The sequence below is a fragment of the Enterobacter sp. BIDMC 27 genome (assembly GCF_000534415.1).
GTDB classification, from domain to species: domain Bacteria; phylum Pseudomonadota; class Gammaproteobacteria; order Enterobacterales; family Enterobacteriaceae; genus Enterobacter; species Enterobacter hormaechei_C.
Genome location: NZ_KI973178.1, coordinates 24,009 through 46,108, shown reverse-complemented (window position 1 = coordinate 46,108; position 22,100 = coordinate 24,009). Strand labels below are relative to the sequence as shown.

At 54.1% G+C, this 22,100-nt stretch carries 17 protein-coding genes and 1 pseudogene; 11 read left to right on the top strand and 7 right to left on the bottom strand.

The annotated features are described in order from the left end of the window. Positions 1-13: 13 nt before the first annotated feature. Entirely contained in the window at positions 14-853 is an 840-nt protein-coding gene (locus tag L463_RS22240) for an AraC family transcriptional regulator (protein ID WP_023295450.1), read from the bottom strand. A gap of 166 nt (positions 854-1,019) precedes the next feature. On the opposite strand from L463_RS22240, the gene L463_RS22245 reads away from it, so the two are divergent. Genes L463_RS22245 through L463_RS22255 form a run of 3 tightly spaced genes read left to right on the top strand, consistent with a single transcriptional unit; the run spans position 1,020 to position 5,347 of the window. After that, a complete protein-coding gene (locus tag L463_RS22245; protein WP_032103345.1) occupies positions 1,020-2,834 on the top strand; it encodes a DUF2264 domain-containing protein in 1,815 nt (604 codons plus the stop codon). A 31-nt stretch (positions 2,835-2,865) separates the two neighbouring features. Next, positions 2,866-4,131, top strand: coding sequence for an oligosaccharide MFS transporter (locus L463_RS22250; protein ID WP_015571880.1), 1,266 nt, complete (start codon positions 2,866-2,868; stop codon positions 4,129-4,131). 28 nt (positions 4,132-4,159) lie between these two features. Then, entirely contained in the window at positions 4,160-5,347 is a 1,188-nt protein-coding gene (locus L463_RS22255) for a glycoside hydrolase family 88 protein (RefSeq protein ID WP_032103344.1), read from the top strand. A gap of 32 nt (positions 5,348-5,379) precedes the next feature. Here the strand turns inward: L463_RS22255 and lysM are convergent, their stop codons facing one another. The 5 genes from lysM to qseB all read right to left on the bottom strand — a co-directional run bounded on the left by lysM (position 5,380) and on the right by qseB (position 9,010). After that, positions 5,380-5,820: a peptidoglycan-binding protein LysM gene (gene lysM / locus L463_RS22260; protein ID WP_014885249.1), complete on the bottom strand. Its 441-nt coding sequence runs from the start codon at positions 5,818-5,820 to the stop codon at positions 5,380-5,382. A 153-nt stretch (positions 5,821-5,973) separates the two neighbouring features. After that, positions 5,974-6,288, bottom strand: coding sequence for a putative quinol monooxygenase (locus tag L463_RS22265; RefSeq protein ID WP_015571877.1), 315 nt, complete (start codon positions 6,286-6,288; stop codon positions 5,974-5,976). 30 nt (positions 6,289-6,318) lie between these two features. Then, positions 6,319-6,900, bottom strand: a complete 582-nt coding sequence (locus L463_RS22270) for an NAD(P)H-dependent oxidoreductase (protein ID WP_015571876.1) — start codon at positions 6,898-6,900, stop codon at positions 6,319-6,321. Positions 6,901-7,004: 104 nt separating this feature from the next. Beyond that, the gene (qseC, locus tag L463_RS22275) at positions 7,005-8,354 is read right to left on the bottom strand and encodes a quorum sensing histidine kinase QseC (protein ID WP_032103343.1); all 1,350 of its coding nucleotides are present in this window, start codon (positions 8,352-8,354) and stop codon (positions 7,005-7,007) included. Next, positions 8,351-9,010, bottom strand: coding sequence for a quorum sensing response regulator transcription factor QseB (qseB, locus tag L463_RS22280; RefSeq protein ID WP_032103342.1), 660 nt, complete (start codon positions 9,008-9,010; stop codon positions 8,351-8,353). The genes qseC and qseB overlap by 4 nt, the downstream gene beginning before the upstream one ends. Before the next feature lie 139 nt (positions 9,011-9,149). Here qseB and L463_RS22285 point away from each other — a divergent pair, with 139 nt between their 5' ends. The 5 genes and pseudogenes from L463_RS22285 to L463_RS22305 all read left to right on the top strand — a co-directional run. After that, positions 9,150-9,551, top strand: coding sequence for a YgiW/YdeI family stress tolerance OB fold protein (locus L463_RS22285; RefSeq protein ID WP_032103340.1), 402 nt, complete (start codon positions 9,150-9,152; stop codon positions 9,549-9,551). 118 nt (positions 9,552-9,669) lie between these two features. Further along, the gene (parC, locus tag L463_RS22290; RefSeq protein WP_015571873.1) at positions 9,670-11,928 is read left to right on the top strand and encodes a DNA topoisomerase IV subunit A; all 2,259 of its coding nucleotides are present in this window, start codon (positions 9,670-9,672) and stop codon (positions 11,926-11,928) included. A 163-nt stretch (positions 11,929-12,091) separates the two neighbouring features. After that, a complete protein-coding gene (gene plsC, locus L463_RS22295; protein WP_003862497.1) occupies positions 12,092-12,829 on the top strand; it encodes a 1-acylglycerol-3-phosphate O-acyltransferase in 738 nt (245 codons plus the stop codon). A gap of 61 nt (positions 12,830-12,890) precedes the next feature. Further along, on the top strand, positions 12,891-14,303 hold the full coding sequence (gene ftsP, locus L463_RS22300; protein ID WP_017692665.1) for a cell division protein FtsP: 1,413 nt from the start codon (positions 12,891-12,893) through the stop codon (positions 14,301-14,303). A 130-nt stretch (positions 14,304-14,433) separates the two neighbouring features. Beyond that, a pseudogene (locus L463_RS22305) lies at positions 14,434-15,609 on the top strand (YgiQ family radical SAM protein); the annotation flags it as partial. A 135-nt stretch (positions 15,610-15,744) separates the two neighbouring features. Here the strand turns inward: L463_RS22305 and L463_RS22310 are convergent. Continuing rightward, positions 15,745-16,380: a hypothetical protein gene (locus L463_RS22310; protein WP_012477419.1), complete on the bottom strand. Its 636-nt coding sequence runs from the start codon at positions 16,378-16,380 to the stop codon at positions 15,745-15,747. Positions 16,381-16,993: 613 nt separating this feature from the next. On the opposite strand from L463_RS22310, the gene L463_RS22315 reads away from it, so the two are divergent. The 3 genes from L463_RS22315 to L463_RS22325 are packed head-to-tail and all read left to right on the top strand — an operon-like array spanning position 16,994 to position 22,099. After that, complete coding sequence (locus L463_RS22315; RefSeq protein ID WP_007897923.1) at positions 16,994-18,241, top strand: tyrosine-type recombinase/integrase; 1,248 nt, start codon at positions 16,994-16,996, stop codon at positions 18,239-18,241. Beyond that, a complete protein-coding gene (locus L463_RS22320) occupies positions 18,228-19,994 on the top strand; it encodes a hypothetical protein (RefSeq protein ID WP_007897920.1) in 1,767 nt (588 codons plus the stop codon). The genes L463_RS22315 and L463_RS22320 overlap by 14 nt, the downstream gene beginning before the upstream one ends. After that, complete coding sequence (locus L463_RS22325) at positions 19,982-22,099, top strand: hypothetical protein (protein WP_017384059.1); 2,118 nt, start codon at positions 19,982-19,984, stop codon at positions 22,097-22,099. The genes L463_RS22320 and L463_RS22325 overlap by 13 nt, the downstream gene beginning before the upstream one ends. Position 22,100: the final 1 nt, after the last annotated feature.

The following is a 22,100-nucleotide window of genomic DNA, read 5'->3' as shown; positions in this document are numbered from 1 at the left end:
GGGGGTGAGGGCGTCAAACCGCACGATGGTTCTTCCTGTACTGCAACGGCGTCTCGCCAATCCCCTTTTTAAATGCGCTGATAAACCACGTCACGTCGGAAAATCCCGCCTGTGCGGCAATGTCACGCACGCTCGAATCCGTGTGGAGTAAACACTCGCACGCCTTACGCAACCTTAGCGTGTTCAGGTAGTCGTGAATTTTTTCGCCCGTTTCCGCATGGAATCTTCGCGATACGTAACTGCGTGATTTACCCAGCTCTTCGGCCAGCGCATCCAGACGAAATTTCTCCTGATAATGCTCGTCGAGCCAGAACATTACCTGGCTGGCGATCCCCTGGCTGTTGCCCGGCTCACCGTCGCGATCGTCGGGGAGCATCGCGAACAGGCCGATCAGCAGGCTGGCGATGCTCTCGCCGTTCATCGGCGGTTTATAGCAGCTAAACAGATGGTCGATATGGTGGTGACAGTGGGCTAAATCGGCGACCCACGCTTCGCCGCCACGGCGTGACAGCCGCTCCAGGCGCTGCCGGGTCTGGGGAAAATCCCGCAGGATCTTCAGCACCGCGTGCTGGTCGAGATGAATAATGGTGCGGCGGTAAATTGCCTCCGCCTGTTCGTCCACCATGACCTTGTGCAGCGTAAAAGGCGGGAAGAAAAACAGTCGTCCGGGGCGCATGGTGTAGTGACGATTATCGACAATCGCCACGCCAAAGCCCTCTTCCACATAGAGGATCTCCAGACACTGATGCCAGTGATGGTAGCGCACCGTATTGGCAAACAGGCGGCTGAACGAGGCCACGGTATCATTCAGGGCGATCAGTTCCAGAAGGTCGGATGTCGGCGTGTCGCGCATAGTGCAATAAAACTCAACTTTTTCCCGTCTGATCGTCTTTATAAACCACCTTTTTAAATTTTCTCAACTGGAGGTTTATTCATCGTTCATGCCTGTGACATGGCTAACATTTCTGCCCCTTGCGGATTCACTATGCTTTGCCGCAGTTGATTACGAGGGCGAACCGATGTGGGCGGCAAACAAAGAAAAATCAAATCCGTTGTCTTCACGCCAGGAGGTAGTGGCGTCGTTGAATGCACTTTTACAGGCGCTGGACACGCAATTTCCGGCGAACCGTTCACGATTCCCGCTGGGCGACACCTGCGCCCATTACACAGCGGATATTGCGCAGATGGAGGGACTTTCTCGCGCGCTGTGGGGGCTGTTTCCGCTGATGGCATCTGGCGAAAGCACGCCGTTCAGCGAGAAGTACCTTACTGCCATTAAGCTTGGTACCGACCCGCAAAGCAGCGGCTACTGGGGTGAAACCGGCCCGTACGATCAACGTCTGGTGGAGATGGCGGCCTACGGTCTGGGGCTCGCTCTGCTGGGGGATAAACTCACCGCCCATTTAACCGGGCGCGAGGTGATGAACCTGCACGCGTGGCTCAACCAAATCACCGACGCGCAGATGCCGGACAGCAACTGGAACTATTTTGCCATTATGGTCCAGCTCGGCTTTAAGCGCGCCGGCCTGCCGTACGATCGGGCCGCCATTGACCACCGCTTTGCGCTGATGGACGCCTACTACCTCGGCGACGGCTGGTATTCCGACGGTCCCGGCCGCCCGAAAGATTACTACATCTCCATGGCTTTCCATTTCTACGGCCTGATTTACGCCACGCTGAGTGACGACGAGGCGAGGGCGAAGGTGCTGCGCGAGCGCTCGCGTCTGTTCGCGGAAGACTTTATCTACTGGTCCGCCGCCGATGGCGCCTCGGTGCCGTTTGGCCGCAGCCTGACCTACCGCTTTGCCATGGTTGCCTTCTGGAGCGCGGTGGCCTTTTCTCAACTGGACGTCTTCACCCCGGGCATCGTGAAGGGCATTGTGCTGCGGCATCTGCGCTGGTGGCAGCAGCAGTCGATTGTCGATCGCGACGGTATTCTTACCCTGGGGTTTGCGTATCCGAACCTGGCGATGTGCGAGGATTACAACTCCCCCGGTTCACCGTACTGGGCGCTGAAAACCTATCTGATCCTGGCGCTGCCGGAAGCACACCCGTTCTGGCAGGCGGAAGAACAACCGCTGCCCGCGCTTGCTGAAAAACATGTGATTCCGCATGCGCAGCAGATCCTGATGCATTCGAAAGATTCGCAGCACGTCGTCATGCTCACCGCCGGTCAGCTGGAGCTGAACAACTACGTCAACACCGAAGCGAAATACACCAAATTTGCCTACTCCAGCCGCTTCGGATTCACCCTTGAGCGCGGGCGTTTTGGCCTGAAGCATGCCGCCTGCGATTCCATGCTGCTGCTGGCGGACGGAGATGACTATTTCCGCGGTCGTCGCGAGTGCGACGAGGTTCGGGTGGATGAAAATTACATTTTCTCGCGCTGGTCGCCGTGGCGCGACGTGCAGATTGCGACCTGGCAGATCCCGTTCGGGGAGTGGCACCTGCGCCTGCACCGTATCAACAGCGCGCGCACTCTGCAAACCGTCGAGGGCGGCTTTGCGGTGATGAAAACCGCCCATCAGGTGCGCGAACGCGGTTGTTATCTGTTGGCTGAAAACGGCAGCAGCGTCATTGTCGATCTTTCGCCGATCATTCAGCGCCAGCCAGACAGCATCGTCACGCCGCCGAACAGCAGCATTATGTTTGCGGAGTGCGCCTCCATTCCGCTGTTAAAAGCTGACCTCCCGCAAGGGGAAAGCTGGCTCTGTTGCGCCGTTCTGGCTGGCGGAAAACAGCCCGCTGCGGCGACGCCGCAGCTGAATATAACCCATAACCAGGTCGTGATTAGCGAACCCGGAAGCGAACGTAAGCTGTCGTTCACATTATAAAAATCTGGCCCTACACCCCGGCGAGGATGATATGAAAAGCACATCGACAACCAACAGAACTGAATATTACAAAATCAGCAGCTTTATCTTTCTCTATTTCTTTACCTGGTCTGCCAGTATTGGTCTGCTGGCGATCTGGCTCGGTCAGAAAGCCAACCTGAGCGGATCGGTGATTGGAACCGTCTTTGCGGTGAACGGGATATTCTCCGTTATTCTCAAGCCGATCTACGGCTATATTCTCGATAAGATCGGCATGAGCAAATATCTGCTCTATTTTGTGGTGATCATGTCGGCCCTGATGGCGCCATTCTTTATTTATGTTTACCAGCCGCTGTTAATGTCTAATACCCTGCTGGGGATTATTATCGGCGCGCTCTATTTAAGCTTTGCCTGGTACGCGGGCGTGGCGGCGTGTGAATCCTATTCCGACCGCTTTAGCCGTTTGAATGGCATGGAGTTCGGGCAGATCCGTATGTGGGGATCGCTCGGCTGGGCGGTGGCGTCATCTTTCTCCGGCCTGCTGTTCAACCTCTCACCGGCGTATAACTTTATTCTCGGCAGCGTGGCGTCGGTGGTGATGCTGATTGTCCTGCTGAGCCTGAAAGTGAACACTAACTCCGCTCACGCAGGCGAGGTGCTGACGAAAGAGAAAATTGCCCCGTCCGACGTTTACGCCCTGCTGCGTAACCGCAAATTCTGGGCCTTCTGCCTGTACGTGGCGGGCGTGGCGTGGATGATGTTTATCGCTGAGCAGCAATTCTCGCGCTATTTCGTCACCTTCTTCGATGATATTCATGAGGGCAACGCCGTATTCGGCTATCTCGGGACCGTACAGTCGGGCATGGAATTTGTCATGTATATGGTGGTCCCGCTGTTTGTGAACTTTATTGGCGCCAAACGCGGGCTGTTAATTGTCGGGCTGGTGGTTGGGGCGCGTCTGATTATTTCCGGCATGTGTGATTCACACCTGTTAATTTCAGTGCTTAAGCCGCTGTACGGTCTGGAAATTTGTCTCCTGCTGGTGTCGGTATTTAAATATATCGCCGAGCATTTCGACAAGCGCGTCAATGCCACCATGTATTTACTCGGCTATCAGGCGATGCTCTACGTTGGCAACGTGGTGGTCTCTTCCCCTGCCGGCTATATGTATGACCGTATTGGCTTTGAGCACACCTATATCATCATGGGCGCAACGGCGCTGACCTTTACCCTTATTTCTGCTTTTACGTTATCCGCCTGTCAGAGCAAATGGCGCGGGGCTCGTGCGCTGAACGTAGCAGAAACGTCAACTCGATAAATTACGCCGTCAAAGAAGGAACCGAAATATGTTAAGTCGTATCAAAGAAGAACGTCTGCCTGTTATCGCTGCGCCCGTTGACTCCCGCGCATTCAGCGATGAACTGAATTCGGCGCGCAGCCACGTTCTCGACCTGATTAGCCGTCATTTAACGGAGTTCGGCGACAAATTCCCGGCGGAAACCTGCCAGAACGGTTTTTATCCGCTGACTGACAACGTGGAGTGGACCACCAGCTTCTGGACCGGGCAGCTGTGGCTGGCATGGGAGATGAGCGGCGAGGAAAAATTCCGCGCGATGGCGGAAAAACACGTGCGCTCGTTTGGCCTGCGCATCGCCGGGCGCAACGACACCAACACCCACGATTTAGGCTTCCTCTACACGCTCTCCTGCGTAGCCGCGTGGCGGCTGACCGGAAACCGCGAGGCGCGCGGCTTCTCGCTGCTGGCGGCGGAAGCCCTGCTGGAACGCTTCCACGAGAAGGCGAAAATCATCCAGGCGTGGGGCGATCTCTCCGATCCGGAGCAGGCCGGGCGGATGATCATCGACTGCAACATGAACCTGCCGCTGCTCTACTGGGCAACGGAGCAGACGGGCGATCCGCGCTTTGCCGACGCCGCAAAAGCGCACGTCATGCAGGCCGCGACATACCTCATTCGTGACGATGCCTCCACCTTCCACACCTACTATATGGATGTGGCAACCGGCGCACCGCGCTACGGCAACACCCAGCAGGGCTACGCCGACGACTCCTGCTGGTCGCGCGGGCAGGCTTGGGGCATTTACGGTTTCCTGCTGAGCTATATCTATACCGGCGACGAAACGATGATCGCCCTGTCAAAACGGCTGGCAAACTACTTCCTCAATCGCCTGCCGGAAGACTACGTCTGCCACTGGGATCTGGCGCTGGTGGGCACCGACGCACTGCGTGATTCTTCCTCGGCGGCAATTGCGGTGTGTGGACTGCTGGAGCTGGTGAAACATCTGCCGGTCACAGATCCGGATCGCGAACGTTACCTCGAATGGGCGAAAGGGATTATGTCCTCGCTGACAAAGCACTATCTGATGGGCAAAGAAGAGAAGGGCAACGGGCTGCTTAAGCACTCGGTGTATCACCTGGCGAGCAATAAAGGCGTGGATGAGTGCGCGAGCTGGGGCGATTACTTCTACGTTGAGGCACTGGTGCGTTTTACGCAGAGCTGGAAACTGTACTGGTAAAAACAGTCGGGGGGTAACCCCCGACTTATCGATCACGCTTTCGGAATACGCAGCGTCTGACCGGGATAGATCTTATCCGGGCTGGAGAGCATTGGACGGTTAGCCTCAAAAATCTTATTGTACTGGTTGGCATCGCCGTACACGGTTTTAGAGATTGCGCTCAGGGTATCGCCGGATTTCACCGTATAGTAGGTGGCTTCATCTTTGGCATCTGTCGCGGTGATATTGTTCTCCACTTCGCTGACGCCCGCGATGTTGCCGACGGCGACCTGGATTTTTTCTTTCTGCTCCTGCGTCAGCCCGTCGCCCGTCACGCTGGCCTTGCCGTCAGTGACGTTAACCTGAACCTTATCGGAACCGGGAATGTTGAGTTTCTTGAGGTGCTCGGTGATTTTGTCGCCCTGACCTTTATGATCGGTCAGGTTATCCCACAGCTTTTCGCCTGCTTCTTTCACGAAGTTAAAAAGACCCATTCCATCCTCCTGTTAACAATGAAGTCAGAATAAGCATAGCAGTTAAGTATTAAGATGATACAAAAAGCCCGGTGGCGCTAGCGCTTACCGGGCCTACGAGTCAGGTTTTGTAGGCCGGGTAAACGCAGTGCCACCCGGCAAATTCCACGAACCTTAAACCCCTTGCTCCAGAATTCGGATATGGGTATCCAGCACGTCACCTTTTACCGCCTCACTCCACGCTTTCATGTGCGGAGTCTGCAAATGCGCTTCAAGGTGCGCGACGGTTTCCCACTGCTCAACCATGATGATGGAGTCTGGCGCGGTCGCCTGGAAGCTTGCGCTGGTGGCGGCGTCCACCATCGGCGCGTAGCCGTGGCAGCCTTCTTCTTTCAGTACGGTCGGGATGATCTTCGCGAACTCATCCAGTACCGCCTGGCGGTGATGTTGGCCAGGACGCGTACGGATTTCAGCAATAACGGTAAGCATAATTAACTCCTTCTAATTCCAGGCTACCAGTTAAGCAAAAATTTCCGCGAGATGCTTGCGATATTCTGCGATATAGCGCGGGACGTCCGGCATTTTAATCACGTCGTTGACGATAAAGGTCGGCAGCGGCTCCATACCCAGGAACTGATTCGCCTTGTGGAACGGCAGATACGCGCCGTCTACGCCCACGCCTTCGAAGAACTGATCTTGCTCAGTGAACGCTTCTAGCGGGGCATTCCATGTCAGGGAGAGCATGTATTTCTTGCCCTGAATCAGGCCGCCGGAACCGTATTTTTTAGACGCGTCTGAGCGGGTGCGGCCGTCGCTGGCATACAGCGAACCGTGACCTTCGGTAAACACATCGTCCATGTATTTTTTCACGGTCCACGGTGCGCCCATCCACCAGCCCGGCATCTGCCAGATAACCACGTCGGCCCACAGGAAGTTCTGCACTTCGGCCTTCACGTCGTAATCGCTGTCCGCGCGCACGACCTTAACATCATGTCCGGCGTCGCGCAGGAAACCATCCGCGACCTCGGTCAGGGTGTCATTGAGCTGGCCTTTAGAGTGCGCAAATTCTTTCGCGCCGTTGATAATCAGAATATTGCTCATTATTTGTCCTCGATGCTGAGAGTATGCCGGGTATTCTACGCGCGAGGACGGAGCGGAAAAATAAGCAAAATGTGCAAAGTCTTTTGCGCTCAGCGCAATAATGGCTACCAGCTGACGGTCACCTCAAAGCCCCCTTCCGGCGCATTGCCCAGCGAGACGCTCATCCCATGTAACGTCGCGATACGCTTGACGATAGACAACCCCAGACCGCTGCCGGTGGCGTCCTGGCCCGGTGGACGATAAAAGCGCTCGCCGAGACGCGCCAGCGCATCGGAAGAAATGCCCGGGCCGTTGTCGCGCACGGTAAAGCTTTGGGTATGCAGCGTCACGTCCACCACGCTGCCGCGCGGGCTGTAACGAACGGCGTTGTCCAGCAGGTTACGCGCCAGAAGGCTCAGCAGTAGCGGCTGTCCGTGACGCATCACCTCGGGCGCGTTGACGTTGAGCCGAATATCAATGCCCGCCTGCTGCGCCGGATGCCAGATATCCAGCACCGCGGATTGCAGCAAATCGGCCATCATCACGGGTTCGACGTCATCAAGATTATCCAGTGAATCCAGGCGCGACAGGGTGAGAAGCTGGTCCACCAGCCGGGAGGCGCGGTCGATGCCCGCATGCAGCTGCCCCAGCGCTTTAGACTGCGCCCCGGGATCGTCAAAGGAAAGCTGCGCCACGTCGGTTTGCACCTTCAGCGCGGCCAGCGGGCTGCGCAACTCATGGGCGGCATCCGAGGTGAAGCGGCGCTCGCGGGCCATCATCTCCTGCGTACGGGCGAAAAGATGGTTAAGCGCATCAAGCAGCGGGCGAACCTCCGTCGGCACGCCGTGGGTGGGCAGCGTATCGGTCGCATCCGGCGAGCGCGAGCGCAGGGTCTGCGCCAGTTTTTTCAGCGGTTTCAGTTCCCGGCTCAGCAGAACAATCAGCAACAGTAGCATTACGGGCAGCGCCACCAGCCACGGCGTCAGCTGCGAGCTGACCACGTCCAGCGCCATATCCTGTCGGTACTCCCACTCCTGGCCAACCACCACGCGGTATTTCCCGTCCGGAGAAGTCAGCCACAGGAAACGCCATTCGTCGTTGTCATCCTGCAAGCGACCGTCATCAAACCCGTCCCGGCGGTAGAGGTAAGGTATGTCGCGCCCGTTTTCGCCGTCGTTAAGCACCATGCTGCCGTCGGCGGTGAAGATTGCGAAGGCCAGCGCATCGTCGTCCAGATGGCCGTGTTTGGCTTTTTTCGGTACCTCGCGCATGCGTTCCGGGGCGCGGAGTTCGTCCACGTCCATCGTCAGCAGCCGTTTGGCAAACAGCATCTGCTGGGTATCGAACAGCTTATCGAGCTTGTCGGTCGTCTGGTGCCAGGCCACCACGCTTGCGGCAAACCAGGCCGCCAGGGACAGCAACAAAAAGAGGAGCGTCAGGCGCAGCTTCAGGCTCAGGCGTAGGGTCAGTTTCATGCGTCACCCAGGGTATAACCGATGCCGTGCACGGTGCGGATAAATTCGCTGCCGAGCTTGCGGCGTAAATGATGAACGTGGACTTCGACGGCGTTGCTGGAGACGTCATCATCCCAGTTGTAGAGTTTCTCCTCGATGGTCTTGCGCGGCAGCACGCGGCCCGCGTTGCGCATCAGCAGCTCCAGCAGGGCGAACTCTTTGGGTTTGAGCACCAGCGTTTCGCCCTCCAGCGTGGCGACAAGGCTTGCCGGATCGAGCGTGACCTTGCCGTGACGCAGCTCGCTGCGCGCCTGCCCGTGACTGCGGCGCACCAGCGCTTCAAGGCGGGCCGCCACTTCAATCAGCGCGAACGGCTTACACAGGTAATCATCCGCCCCCAGGCGTAACCCTTCGACGCGCTGATTCAGCGCATCCCGCGCGGTCAGGATCAGCACCGGTTCGCTCTTACCGCTTTCGCGCCAGGCGCGCAGGATCTCAAGCCCGTCGATTTCTGGCAGCGTCAGGTCCAGCACCACGGCATCATACGGCGCGGTGTACAGGGCCGACTGCCCGGTTTTACCGTCGGTAAACCAGTCCACGTTAAAGCCCATTTTGCTTAAGCCCGCTTTGATGCCGTCGCCGATGAGCCTGTCGTCTTCTACCAGTAAAATGCGCATATTTCCTCCTTGATGCCGTCAGTAAACCTTCTGCAAGCGCCTGCTGTACAGTAAAAATAAATAAATTTTCCCCTTAAGAAGTTGTTAAGGTTTACCCTGTTTAATGGATTGTGAAACGACATTAAAGGGAGAGATAAAGATGAAAAAATTCGCTGCAATTGCTGCCATCATGATGATGACCACGGCCCCTGTCTTTGCTGCACAGGGTGGTTTCTCTGGCCCATCTGCGACACAGAACCAGACGCAAACCCAGCAGGGTGGCTTTGTCGATAACAACGCCAACCTCACCCCCGCGGCTAAAGTGAAAGACCTGAAGGACGATGCCTGGGTGAAGCTGCGCGGGAACATTACCGAGCGCCTGTCCGATGACCGTTACACCTTCCGCGATGAGAGCGGCACGGTGGTGGTGGAGATCGACCACAAGCGCTGGAACGGCGTGACCGTCAGCCCGCAGGATAAAGTCGAACTCCAGGGTAAAATCGATAAAGACTGGAACGAGTTTGAAATCGACGTGAAGCAGGTTATCAAGCTGAACAAATAACCCGGAAAGGGCCGCTTATGCGGCCCTTTTTCTTTGTGACTCAACTCGCCAGATGAGGTAGTATCTGCGGCAATATTGCCTGAAACCCATCGGTTTCTGAGTTGAGGAATCACACGTAATGAGCGATATGGCAGAGCGCCTCGCGCTACATGAATTCACGGAAAACGCCTACCTGAACTACTCCATGTACGTCATCATGGACAGGGCGTTGCCGTTTATCGGGGATGGCCTGAAGCCCGTTCAGCGCCGCATCGTCTATGCGATGTCCGAACTGGGACTGAATGCTACCGCCAAGTTTAAGAAATCCGCCCGTACCGTCGGCGACGTGCTGGGTAAATACCATCCGCACGGCGACAGCGCCTGCTATGAAGCGATGGTGCTGATGGCCCAGCCGTTCTCTTATCGCTATCCGCTGGTGGATGGCCAGGGGAACTGGGGGGCGCCGGACGATCCGAAATCCTTCGCGGCAATGCGTTATACCGAATCCCGCCTGTCTAAATATGCCGAAGTGCTGTTGGGCGAGCTGGGGCAGGGGACGGTCGACTGGGTGCCAAACTTCGACGGTACGATGCAGGAGCCGAAGATGCTGCCTGCGCGTCTGCCGAACATCCTGCTGAACGGCACGACCGGTATCGCCGTGGGCATGGCGACGGACATTCCGCCGCACAACCTGCGTGAAGTGGCAAAAGCCGCCATCACCCTGATTGAGCAGCCGAAAACCTCTCTGGACGATCTGCTGGATATCGTGCAGGGGCCGGACTACCCGACCGAAGCCGAGATCATCACCTCGCGCGCGGAAATCCGCAAAATCTACCAGAACGGTCGCGGCTCCGTGCGCATGCGCGCGGTGTGGACCAAAGAAGACGGGGCAGTGGTGATCACCGCGCTGCCGCACCAGGTGTCCGGTGCGAAGGTGCTGGAGCAGATCGCCTCCCAGATGCGCAATAAAAAGCTGCCGATGGTGGACGACCTGCGCGACGAATCGGACCACGAAAACCCGACCCGTCTGGTGATCGTGCCGCGCTCTAACCGCGTGGACATGGAGCAGGTGATGAACCACCTGTTCGCCACTACCGATCTGGAAAAAAGCTACCGCATCAACCTGAACATGATTGGTCTGGACGGTCGTCCGGCGGTGAAAAACCTGCTGGAGATCCTCACCGAATGGCTGGCCTTCCGCCGCGATACGGTGCGCCGTCGTCTGAACCATCGTCTGGAAAAAGTGCTTAAGCGCCTGCATATCCTCGAAGGTTTGCTGGTGGCGTTCCTCAACATTGACGAAGTGATCGAGATCATTCGTACCGAGGACGAACCTAAGCCTGCCCTGATGTCGCGCTTTGGCATCAGCGAAACCCAGGCCGAAGCGATCCTCGAACTGAAATTGCGCCATCTCGCCAGACTGGAAGAGATGAAGATCCGCGGCGAGCAGAACGAGCTGGAAAAAGAGCGCGATCAGCTTCAGGCGATTCTGGCATCCGAGCGCAAGATGAACACCCTGCTGAAGAAAGAGTTGCAGGCCGATGCCGACGCCTTTGGCGACGACCGTCGTTCTCCGCTGCACGAGCGCGAAGAGGCGAAGGCGATGAACGAGCACGACATGCTGCCTTCCGAGCCGGTGACCATCGTGCTTTCCCAGAGCGGCTGGGTACGTAGCGCCAAAGGCCACGATATCGACGCGCCGGGTCTGAGCTACAAATCCGGTGACAGCTTCAAGGCGGCGGTGAAGGGCAAGAGTAACCAGCCGGTGGCGTTCATCGACTCCACGGGCCGCAGCTACGCCATCGACCCGATCACGCTGCCGTCTGCGCGCGGCCAGGGCGAACCGCTAACTGGCAAGCTGACGCTGCCGCCGGGCGCCACGGTGGACCATATGCTGATGGAGGCCGACGATCAAAAACTGCTGATGGCGTCTGATGCGGGCTACGGCTTTATCTGTACCTTCAACGATCTGGTGTCGCGTAACCGTGCTGGTAAGGCGCTGATTAGCCTGCCGGATAACGCACACGTCATGCCGCCGCTGATCATCGAGAACGAAAGCGACATGCTGCTGGCGATCACCGCTGCCGGACGCATGCTGATGTTCCCGGTCAGCGATCTGCCGGAGCTGTCGAAAGGGAAGGGCAACAAGATCATCAGTATCCCGTCAGCGGAAGCGGCAAAAGGCGTCGATGGCCTCGCGCATCTCTTCCTGCTGCCGCCGCAGAGCACCCTGACCATTCATGTCGGCAAGCGTAAAATCAAACTGCGTCCGGAAGAGTTGCAGAAGGTGGTGGGTGAGCGTGGACGTCGCGGCTCACTGATGCGCGGCCTCCAGCGAATTGACCGCGTGGAGATCGACTCGCCGGCGCGCAGCAAAGCGGACGACAGCGAAGAGTAACCTGTTTCATCCCCCCTCTTTCCGGAGGGGGAATTACCATAAAATTTCCCGTAAAAACGTTGTTAATTCGTGCGTTGCGATTAACAATACGCGCTCGTAATAAAGTCCTTACCTGGCCACAGGTGAAGTATAATTGTCAGCTGTCAGGGCTTCAGAGGTCGCTATGCTATACATTGTTCGTCTCATTCTTACCGTTATTTATTGCATTCTGGTCTGTATTTTCGGATCGATTTATTGCCTGTTCAGCCCGCGTAACCCAAAGCATGTCGCGACGTTTGGCCACATGTTTGGTCGTCTTGCGCCGCTATTTGGCCTGAAGGTTGAAAAGCGTCTGCCTGAAGGGGCGGAGAATTTCGGTAACGCCATCTATATCGCTAACCATCAGAACAACTACGATATGGTGACGGCCTCAAATATTGTTCTTCCGCCGACCGTAACCGTGGGTAAAAAAAGCCTGCTGTGGATCCCGTTTTTCGGTCAGCTGTACTGGCTCACCGGTAACTTACTGATTGACCGTAACAACCGCGCCAAAGCGCATGGCACCATTGCGGAAGTGGTGGATCAGTTTAAAAAGCGCCGGATTTCCATCTGGATGTTCCCGGAAGGGACGCGCAGCCGTGGTCGCGGCCTGCTGCCGTTTAAGACCGGCGCGTTTCATGCTGCAATTGCGGCAGGCGTTCCAATTATTCCCGTGTGTGTTTCCAATACATCGAATAAGATTAATCTTAACCGTCTGAATAACGGACTGGTCATTGTCGAAATGCTGCCGCCGGTAGATACCTCAAAATACGGTAAAGACCAGGTGCGCGAGCTGGCCACGCACTGCCGCGAGCTGATGGCTCAGCATATTGCGCAGCTCGATAAAGAAGTTGCAGAGCGAGAAGCCGCCGGTAAGATTTGACCCGGTGTCGTGTAAGGGAAAACGAATTCCCGCGTTGTTAGTCGTTTCAGATGGAGCTTATATGTCACTCAGTCGGCGTCAGTTTATTCAGGCTTCGGGTATCGCCCTTTGTGCGGGTGCGATGCCGCGGACAGCCAGCGCCGCCGGGCAGCAACAGCCGCTGCCTATTCCGCCGTTGATTGAATCCCGTCGCGGGCAGCCGCTATTCCTCACGCTTCAGCGTAGCCACTGGTCCTTTACCCAGGGAACGCGCGCGCAGGTATGGGGCATTAACGGACGCTACCTCGGGCCGACCATTCGCGTGTGGAATGGCGATGACGTTAAGCTCATCTACAGTAACCGTACGACGGAAAATGTCGCGATGACCGTCAGTGGTTTGCAGGTGCCGGGGCCGCTGATTGGCGGCGCGGCACGCATGATGTCGCCGAATGCCGACTGGGCGCCCGTCCTCCCGATTCGTCAGAGCGCGGCGACATTGTGGTATCACGCCAACACCCCGAACCGCACCGCCCAGCAGGTCTACAACGGCCTGGCCGGAATGTGGCTGATTGAAGATGAGGTCAGCAAAACGCTGCCGATCCCGAATCACTACGGCGTCGATGATTTCCCGATCATTATTCAGGACAAGCGGCTGGATAACTTCGGCACGCCGGAGTACAGCGAGCCGGGCAGCGGTGGTTTTGTGGGCGATACGCTGCTGGTTAACGGCGCGCAAAGCCCGTATGTCGAAGTGTCTCGTGGCTGGGTGCGCCTGCGTCTGCTGAATGCCTCTAACTCGCGCCGCTACCAGTTGCAGATGAGCGACGGCCGCGCGCTGCACGTGATTTCAGGCGATCAGGGGTTATTACCTGCGCCGGTGTCGGTAAAACAGCTGGCGCTGGCACCGGGCGAACGTCGTGAGATCCTCGTGGATATGACCAACGGGGATGAAGTGTCCGTGACCTGCGGCGAAGCGGCAAGCATTGTTGACCGTATTCGTGGCTTCTTTGAACCGTCGAGCGTTCTGGTCTCCACGCTGGTGCTGACGCTGCGCCCGACCGGCCTGTTGCCGCTGGTGACCGACAGCCTGCCGATGCGCCTGCTGCCGCAGGAGATTGTGACCGGCCCGGCAGTACGCAGTCGCGATATCAGCCTTGGCGACGATCCGGGCATCAACGGTTCGCTGTGGGACGTAAACCGCATTGATATCACCGCCCAACAGGGAACATGGGAGCGCTGGACCGTCCGCTCGGAGATGCCGCAGTCGTTCCATATTGAAGGGGTGTCATTCCTGATCCGCAACGTCAACGGGGCGATGCCGTTCCCGGAAGACAGGGGCTGGAAAGATACCGTCTGGGTGGATGGCCAGGTCGAACTGCTCGTCTACTACGGTCAGCCTTCCTGGCCGCACTTCCCGTTCCTGTTCCACAGCCAGACGCTGGAGATGATGGACAGGGGATCGGTAGGGCAGATGCTGGTGAATCCGGCACCATAAAACGCTTTCTCCCTCTCCCTGTGGGAGAGGGTTGGGGTGAGGGCAACAGCCCGCACAATACCCCTTCATTTCCCCCGGTAAACCAGCGTATAATCCCGCTCCTTTTGTCTATTTTTTCTTCGGAAGCATTATGAGCGCTATTTCCCTGATCCAGCCGGATCGCGACCTCTTCTCCTGGCCCCAGTACTGGGCAGCCTGCTTTGGACCGGCGCCGTTCCTGCCGATGTCCCGGGAAGAGATGGATCAACTGGGCTGGGACAGCTGCGATATCATTCTGGTGACGGGCGATGCGTATGTCGATCACCCGAGCTTTGGCATGGCGATCTGTGGCCGTATGCTTGAAGCCCAGGGCTTCCGCGTGGGGATCATCTCCCAGCCTGACTGGAACAGCAAAGACGACTTTATGCGTCTGGGCAAGCCTAACCTGTTCTTCGGCGTGACCGCGGGCAACATGGACTCGATGATCAACCGCTATACCGCCGACCGTAAGCTGCGCCATGACGACGCTTACACGGCTGACAACGTGGCGGGTAAACGTCCCGATCGCGCGACCCTCGTCTACACCCAGCGATGCAAAGAAGCATGGAAAGACGTGCCGGTGATCCTGGGCGGCATCGAGGCGAGCCTGCGCCGCACCGCACACTACGACTACTGGTCTGATACCGTGCGCCGTTCGGTGCTGGTGGATTCGAAAGCCGACATGCTGATCTTCGGCAACGGCGAGCGTCCGCTGGTGGAGGTGGCGCATCGCCTGGCGCAGGGTGAACCGGTCAGCGAGATCCGCGACGTGCGCAACACCGCGATCATGGTGAAAGAGGCGCTGCCGGGCTGGAGCGGGGTGGATTCCCGCATTATCGATATGCCGGGCAAAATCGACCCTATCCCACATCCGTACGGTGACGATCTGCCGTGCGCGGATAACAAACCGGTTGAGCCGAAGAAAGCGGAAGCAAAGGCCGTGGTGGTGCAGCCGCCGCGTCCGAAGCCGTGGGAAAAAACCTATGTGCTGCTGCCGTCTTACGAAAAAGTAAAAAGCGATAAAGTACTCTACGCCCACGCATCGCGCATCTTACACCATGAAACCAACCCCGGCTGCGCGCGAGCGCTGATGCAAAAGCACGGCGAGCGCTATATCTGGGTTAACCCACCGGCGATCCCGCTCTCTACCGAAGAGATGGACAGCGTCTTTGCTCTGCCGTACAAGCGTGTGCCGCATCCGTCATATGGCAACAGCCGTATTCCGGCTTACGAGATGATCCGTTTCTCAATCAACATCATGCGCGGCTGCTTCGGCGGGTGCTCATTTACTCTTGTTTTTATGTATTTAGAGTTAAACTCTACTTTTCTATTTTTAGAATTCAAGCTATTCATCGTAATTGAGAGATATCCTTTTAATGTTCAGCAAGCCTGTTAAAAGCACTTTATCTGAACCGCGTTTTGCCTAAATCCTGCTCAATATATACTCTCCCTGAGTTCTGAAATCCTCAAATTCCCCAATCTTAAAGCATTGATACATAGATGATGTCAGATAATGCGCAATCATCTCACCGCCAATATGGATCCGTTCCGGGTGTGGGTATGTCGCCTGTATAGCCCTTTGTTCATTCATCATTACAGGAATTGTCTGCAACAAATCCCCATCCAAGATTTGGCACTCAGGTTTTACTCCTGTTCCGTATTGTAATTGCTCTGATTCGAAATCATGGACTGAGCGATAGGCGAACGAAACGATATTTCCTGTTTCCTCGCAAATTGCGAACTGATAAACACTGGTTGTCACCGTTGAAGAAGAGGGAATTGCATGGTCATGCTTGTATTGTTTCCACAGCCTCCTTAGACAGGCCGATGTATGATAATTGAGATTTTGTATACCTGATACGACCATTCTGGTTGATGCTTCAAGCAACCAGGTGTTAGAAAATCCACCTGCCCCCGTTCCTGCTATGATGGTTCTTAGCTGGGGGATGTAACCTGCTTTGGAAACAAAAGATAACGGCTCCCCATTATCGGTGACGGCAAGGGTATCTGTTACAATCAGTGCTTGTGCTTCGTCTGTATAAAATATCAGTGATGACATATTTTCCTCATCCAGAAAAGACATTACATGAATCACAGAACAGGTCACTACAACCACGTGAAAGGGAGTCAGACCATTTTCCAGAGGTAAATATATTCTTGTGTTTGGACGCGTTGCGGTTCTCTGTAAAAAATATATAGCACAAACAAAAGTCCCCGCAGGGATAAATATAGTTATATGCGCTTTTTCTGCTGGCTTTTACAATTGAAAGTGACAGGTAAACGAAATGTGTTACAGGTTTCTTTTGCTTTTCGTTGGGTTCTGTATATGCGAATTTACCCTGTGTGTTATTTTTGCAATGGACTCAGGCTGTATTCAATCAATTAAGGTTTACTTCTGGCATTAAGATGTATCCGTTGCCTGTTTTTTAAGGGCACGGTTTGTGCCGGGAAATGAAAATCACATCTTAAGTTCTTCACTCAAAGGATTTGTGATGTTTATCACGTATGGTCCGGGTAACGTGTTGAGGTCAATGTATTGCATCGTGATGGTGTCGTTACATCTTTTACTTTCCTCCTGATTTGCATATTCACTCCCGGCAACCTGGTTGTTTGTTTTTTCTTCTTCCGGATTTATAGTGTAGGCATGAGGTGGCGTTTCAGGGCGACAGACTGTGAGGATAATCACTAACATTCATGCGCGTTATGGGCGTGTCAGCAAACTGGATGCAACAGAGCCGAAACTGAAATTTGAACCCGGATTTCTGTATGCTGAAATACCTTATATTAGCGGCATCCAGAATCGAAAACTGAGCCGATATGTACACTTTTATCTTATGGATAAAGCTATCCTGCAGGCCAGGGATTTAAAGCCTTTAGCCCGGGCATTTTTACGCTGGATAAGGTGGCTGGAGGATAACGGACTTGACCCTTTCACCCCGGGAACGTTGAAATACCAAAGCCCTACATATGGCTTCAGGGAGTATCTTCTGGGGGCCGTAAGGCAGGGGCGCATCGCCTCATCCACCGCGGCGGTGTACATCAGCGTTATCCGACGGTTTTACGTATTTCTGGGCAAGTGTGGTGAGCTGGCTGCCAGCTCATTTTTTACGTTGGTCGAAAAAGTCGTTGACGGGCGACGCAAGGTGATAAGTTCGGATCTTGCCATCAGGATAACCAGCACAACAAAAAGGACAATCAACCCACTGAATGATGCAGAGGTTCATATCCTGGATGAGGCACTGAAATCTGAGTCCGGGTTGTTCAGTTTAATGATTGTGCTGATGAAAAATTGTGGGCTACGGCTGGATGAAATGCTGACCCTGCCGTCGTCACTCTTTACTGAAGAGTACCTTGCCAGTGTCCCTGTATCTGAGTTGACCATCAGGGGGCTTCATATTGGTCCGAGATGCGGAGTTCATACGAAGTTTGGGATGACGCGAGAACTCTTCATCACCAGACGATTGTACGAGCAGGTTCTGGATTATCTGGCGGATGAGGAGTATGAAAAGAAGATCCAAAAATGGCGTGCACGACAGGGTGGGGAAGGGCGGCACGAGCCTTTATTTTTAATGGCAAACGGGAAACGGATGTCTGAAAAAGCCTTTTACTCCCGCTGGTACAGTTTTCGCCATCGCCTGGCCCGGTCTGCTCCGGGAAATGTGTTCAGACATAAACCCCATGATTTGCGGGCAACGTTTGCGACCCATTTTTTACGCTCGGCACTGAGTTGCTATCCCGATCAGGCCGCAAATGCGCTGGGTACAGTAAAATACTGGATGGGCCATAAAAGCGAAAATACGACGATGAAATACATCGTCTTTCTTCAGCAAAACCAGATTTCTGATGCAGTCGCCGGGGTCATGGACGCATTGATTGACGGTGCTGCAGGTCGCGATGGAGCCATATATGAGCCGGAGTGAAACGCAGATAACGTGGATGGCCGAAAATGTGCTGTCATGGGAGACGGTCAGCGGACACATCACTCAGCGGGATCTGAACCGATATTATTTACTTGACGTTTATCTTCAGGCTCATTTTTCAGATTATGTGTTGCTCCCCGGATGGTTTAGTGAACATTCGCATCTTGCCCGCCCTGAAAAACGCGATTTTATTGCCTCTCTGAAACGATTTCTTCTGTCTTACCGTCCCGCCGGAAGGTTAACCATTTTCCGTTATCTCAATATGTTTTTTATATGGCAGTCAGTCAATCAGTATGACTATGGCACGGCTGAAGGCGTTGAAATGTATATTAAACATCTCATGAACGATATTCGTCGGCGAAAAATTTCAGTCAGGATGGCAAGACACTACTTGTCCGTGGTCAACCGGTTTTTGCTTACGGGCGGGCAGATTCAGAGGCGGTATGAATATGAATTCTTACCGAAAGGAACGTATCAGCAGCAGGGAAGGGATAGCTATACCAGGAATGAACTTTCCGAGATCCTGAGGCAGTTGTCATCCATGAATGAGTTCCTTGCGGGATGTATCCGGGAGCATATCGCTAAATCGGAAAAAGGGGTGCGGCATTTCTCACCGTCTTTGCTGGCACCTGTTTATGAAGCGTATTTCCGGTATCCGGGAGAGAACGGGGTCAGCAGGGCAGAGATCATCATCAGGGACGTTCTGGAAAATTACTTTCTTACTTCTTTTTTTCTGTTCTGTTACCACACATGGGGAAACACCTCTCAGGTTCTGGGTCTGACGCGGGATGATATACATCTGGATGAAAAGGGTATCAGCACTGATTATGTTTATAAGGGGAGAGCGAATAAGTATATACGTCTGACGATAGGTAAATCGGAGTATGTGACCAAACGTGCGGGCTATTACTGGTTTCTGTCTTTTATCAGGCTCAGGGACGACATCGTTAACTATCTGGTTTCCGCAGATAACTTCCCTCCGGTACAGGCGCTGTTTCTGAGTGAGCCGCAGGTGAAATTCCGTAAGCTTTATTCTCTTAATCCCAGTCATCTGACTAAATTTTCTAACTCTGAGGGGGCGTGGGCCACGATGCGGCAGCTTAATCCCTCGCTTCCATCAATTACCGTTTCTGGCTTGCGCAAAACGTCTGAGCAGTATACGGACAGAACATTAAAGAATGGTCTGATTACGGCGGAAAAAGCACAGCATAACTGGGGCACTTACAGGCGGAATTATGCTGCAGGTAACCCACAGGGGGCGAAGGAAAACTTCAGTGCTGCACTTGATACGCTTATGAATCAGGGGATTGCGACACGTGCGTTATCCGAGCGGGTAAAAGTTGCTGATGAGCTGGGGATCGATCTGCGTGGAAGCGATGAGGGTGTGGATCTTTTATTGAATGGCCTGGGATGTCGATCGCAGGAGCCGCCTACAGATATTGAATTGCGCTTTATAAAAAAGCAAAAACGATTTGGCCGGACACCAAAGGCTTGTGCGGATTTTTCTCATTGTGTCGAATGTTCAAAAAGTTGCGTTGTGGAAACGCTGGAGTCTGTATGGCTCCTGCTGTCATTCAGGCATGCTATCGAGTATGGAAAACCGTTGTACATCGGTTCGGTCAATGCTGTGGAGCGTTATGAAACGTTACTCCTGAAGATTGATTTACGGCTTGGGCTGGTAGATGAGGCGACCCTGAAAAAAGCGCGCGTTAAACTTCAGCGAGAAGGTGTGGCTCCGGTATGGCAGATTTGAAGAAAAAAGAGGTAAGCCGTAGTCGAATGGCGGAGTTTCCTGCCGGAACGCCGCTTCGTTCAGGGGATGAGTTTCCGACTGAGGATATCATCTGTGAGGCACTAGAAAACAAAAGCTTTGAACGTCTGAATAACTGCCTGGTTATCGCCAGCTCAGATGAACATGATATGCGTTTTATCAATGAGGAGACGCTGAATATTTATTTCAGGGATGATGTCTGGACCAATCGCTATGTCAGAACCCATATTGGTGAAACGTTAAGAACCGTTAATTTTTCAGGCATACGGGATCCTGAACTGCGTCTTGAAGCCAAAATCATCTCAGCCAGCCTGCTCTGGATTGTCGGCAGGACCGCGAAGACGCAGTCACTGATCCGGAAATGTGCAAACATTGTGGCGGGAGCCCGTATTATTGAGTCTATGGGGTATCGCAGTCTGTTTCAGCTTCGTTTTCCGCTTGTCCGGAATGCTTTCATTGTAAAGATGAAGGAGGAGGATGAGCACGGCAGGAAGCGTTCTGAAAGAACATTACGTAATTACTTTATGGACCTGGCGGATATCTCGCTGACAGGTCATACCCGTCTTCGAAAATACGGTTACTTTCCTGATATTAGCTTCGACAGTTACAACAGTGTGGATGATTCAAACCAGACATATTGTATGCCTTTCAGTCTTATGATGTCTGTCTGGGAAGGGCTGATTACTGAACTGGATGCTGAAATCAGTGATTTCGATTTTGACGGGTTTTCCCGGCTGTGCGCTATCATAAACGGTTTTTATGATTCGCCTTACTATACGTCGATGCTGGAAGCCCGTAAAAGAGGGACAGCAAAAAGCATACCGGATTACCGGGCCGCGTATTACTACAATATTGTTGCCGGGGAAATTCGGGCGCTTTTCGCGACACTTGGCCCCGGGATGCAGGGCTGGTTCTCGGTACATAAAAATAAGCGCTGGAGATCTGATTTTATTGGCGTTGATCACATAAAGCTGAACACCTGGCATTTTGAGCTGACGTTAAAAGTCATGAATGTGATACAGGCCATGTCGGGGATGAGACACAGCGAAGTGCTTGGCGTGATGCACGGTTCACTGATTTATGATGGTGATATCCTGGGACTTCGTTCGGTGTTGCATAAGTTCGCCCCGGAAGGTGGAAGTCACGAAGACTGGGTTGTTTGTCGCTATGTGGAAAAGCCTTTTCAGCATTTACGCAGAATTAATCAAATCATGACAGGCCTGGACGGGAAGACGCTGGACAATGTTCCATTGTCTTTAAATATCAGGTCGTGGTTCTCGGAGCAAAAACTCTCTTTTATGGGGACGCAGCGCCAGACTGAGTGGGCAAAGAAATTTGTGAAAAGACACCATCTGTTCATCCGACGTGACCATATTGATGAGTTCAGGCTTTTAAATCCAAACATACGTGATGATGAACGCGTTGCGATGGAGATTCGGGAGGGGGCTTTCTGGCCATTGCGAACCCATCAGTTTCGCCGTTCACTTGCTGTACACCTCAGGCGTCTTGATCTGATTTCTACTAATGATCTTATCCGGCAGTTTAAGCACTTAATCAGAGGCATGACGGAGTGGTATATGTCCGGTGCACTCAACGCTTCGCATTTTAGCCGGGCGATCCCTCAGGCATTCGCTGCCGAGATTGAAAGGGTTGATACCGAACTCTCAGCTTCCAGGGCTGTTTCTTATCAGCATGAAGGCCTGCTTTATGGCGAAGGCGGGAAGTTACTGATGTCCCAGAGAGGTGGGCACTTACATCAGATGACGTTTCCTACACTGAAAAAAGCGATGAGCATGGCTAAACGAGGCGGGCAAAAACTGGTATCTCTTGGAAACGGTTTTTATTGCATGAATGGCCATGACTGCGAGTTTAAGGCGGTTGTTCAGTCAGCGTCCTGCAATCCGGGATGTGAGAACATGCTGGCCGGAGCTGATTCTGTTCCCGTGTGGAAACGCAGGATGGCTCATTATGACAACCTTCTGGAGATTGCCGTGCGAAATAATGCTCCTCAGGCTGACAGGGATTTTCTGATGCTTGAGAGAGATTTTTATGCAGATGCTGTCCGCTTTTTTGAAAAGGATGAATAGA

Coding starts and splice junctions, on each gene's coding strand:
- L463_RS22265 (WP_015571877.1), bottom strand. CDS start 6,288: ATGCTTACCGTTATTGCTGAAATCCGTACGCGTCCTGGCCAACATCAC.
- L463_RS22320 (WP_007897920.1), top strand. CDS start 18,228: ATGAGCCGGAGTGAAACGCAGATAACGTGGATGGCCGAAAATGTGCTG.
- plsC (WP_003862497.1), top strand. CDS start 12,092: ATGCTATACATTGTTCGTCTCATTCTTACCGTTATTTATTGCATTCTG.
- L463_RS22310 (WP_012477419.1), bottom strand. CDS start 16,380: ATGTCATCACTGATATTTTATACAGACGAAGCACAAGCACTGATTGTA.
- qseB (WP_032103342.1), bottom strand. CDS start 9,010: ATGCGCATTTTACTGGTAGAAGACGACAGGCTCATCGGCGACGGCATC.
- L463_RS22270 (WP_015571876.1), bottom strand. CDS start 6,900: ATGAGCAATATTCTGATTATCAACGGCGCGAAAGAATTTGCGCACTCT.
- lysM (WP_014885249.1), bottom strand. CDS start 5,820: ATGGGTCTTTTTAACTTCGTGAAAGAAGCAGGCGAAAAGCTGTGGGAT.
- L463_RS22250 (WP_015571880.1), top strand. CDS start 2,866: ATGAAAAGCACATCGACAACCAACAGAACTGAATATTACAAAATCAGC.
- L463_RS22285 (WP_032103340.1), top strand. CDS start 9,150: ATGAAAAAATTCGCTGCAATTGCTGCCATCATGATGATGACCACGGCC.
- qseC (WP_032103343.1), bottom strand. CDS start 8,354: ATGAAACTGACCCTACGCCTGAGCCTGAAGCTGCGCCTGACGCTCCTC.
- L463_RS22255 (WP_032103344.1), top strand. CDS start 4,160: ATGTTAAGTCGTATCAAAGAAGAACGTCTGCCTGTTATCGCTGCGCCC.
- L463_RS22325 (WP_017384059.1), top strand. CDS start 19,982: ATGGCAGATTTGAAGAAAAAAGAGGTAAGCCGTAGTCGAATGGCGGAG.
- parC (WP_015571873.1), top strand. CDS start 9,670: ATGAGCGATATGGCAGAGCGCCTCGCGCTACATGAATTCACGGAAAAC.
- L463_RS22245 (WP_032103345.1), top strand. CDS start 1,020: ATGTGGGCGGCAAACAAAGAAAAATCAAATCCGTTGTCTTCACGCCAG.
- L463_RS22240 (WP_023295450.1), bottom strand. CDS start 853: ATGCGCGACACGCCGACATCCGACCTTCTGGAACTGATCGCCCTGAAT.
- ftsP (WP_017692665.1), top strand. CDS start 12,891: ATGTCACTCAGTCGGCGTCAGTTTATTCAGGCTTCGGGTATCGCCCTT.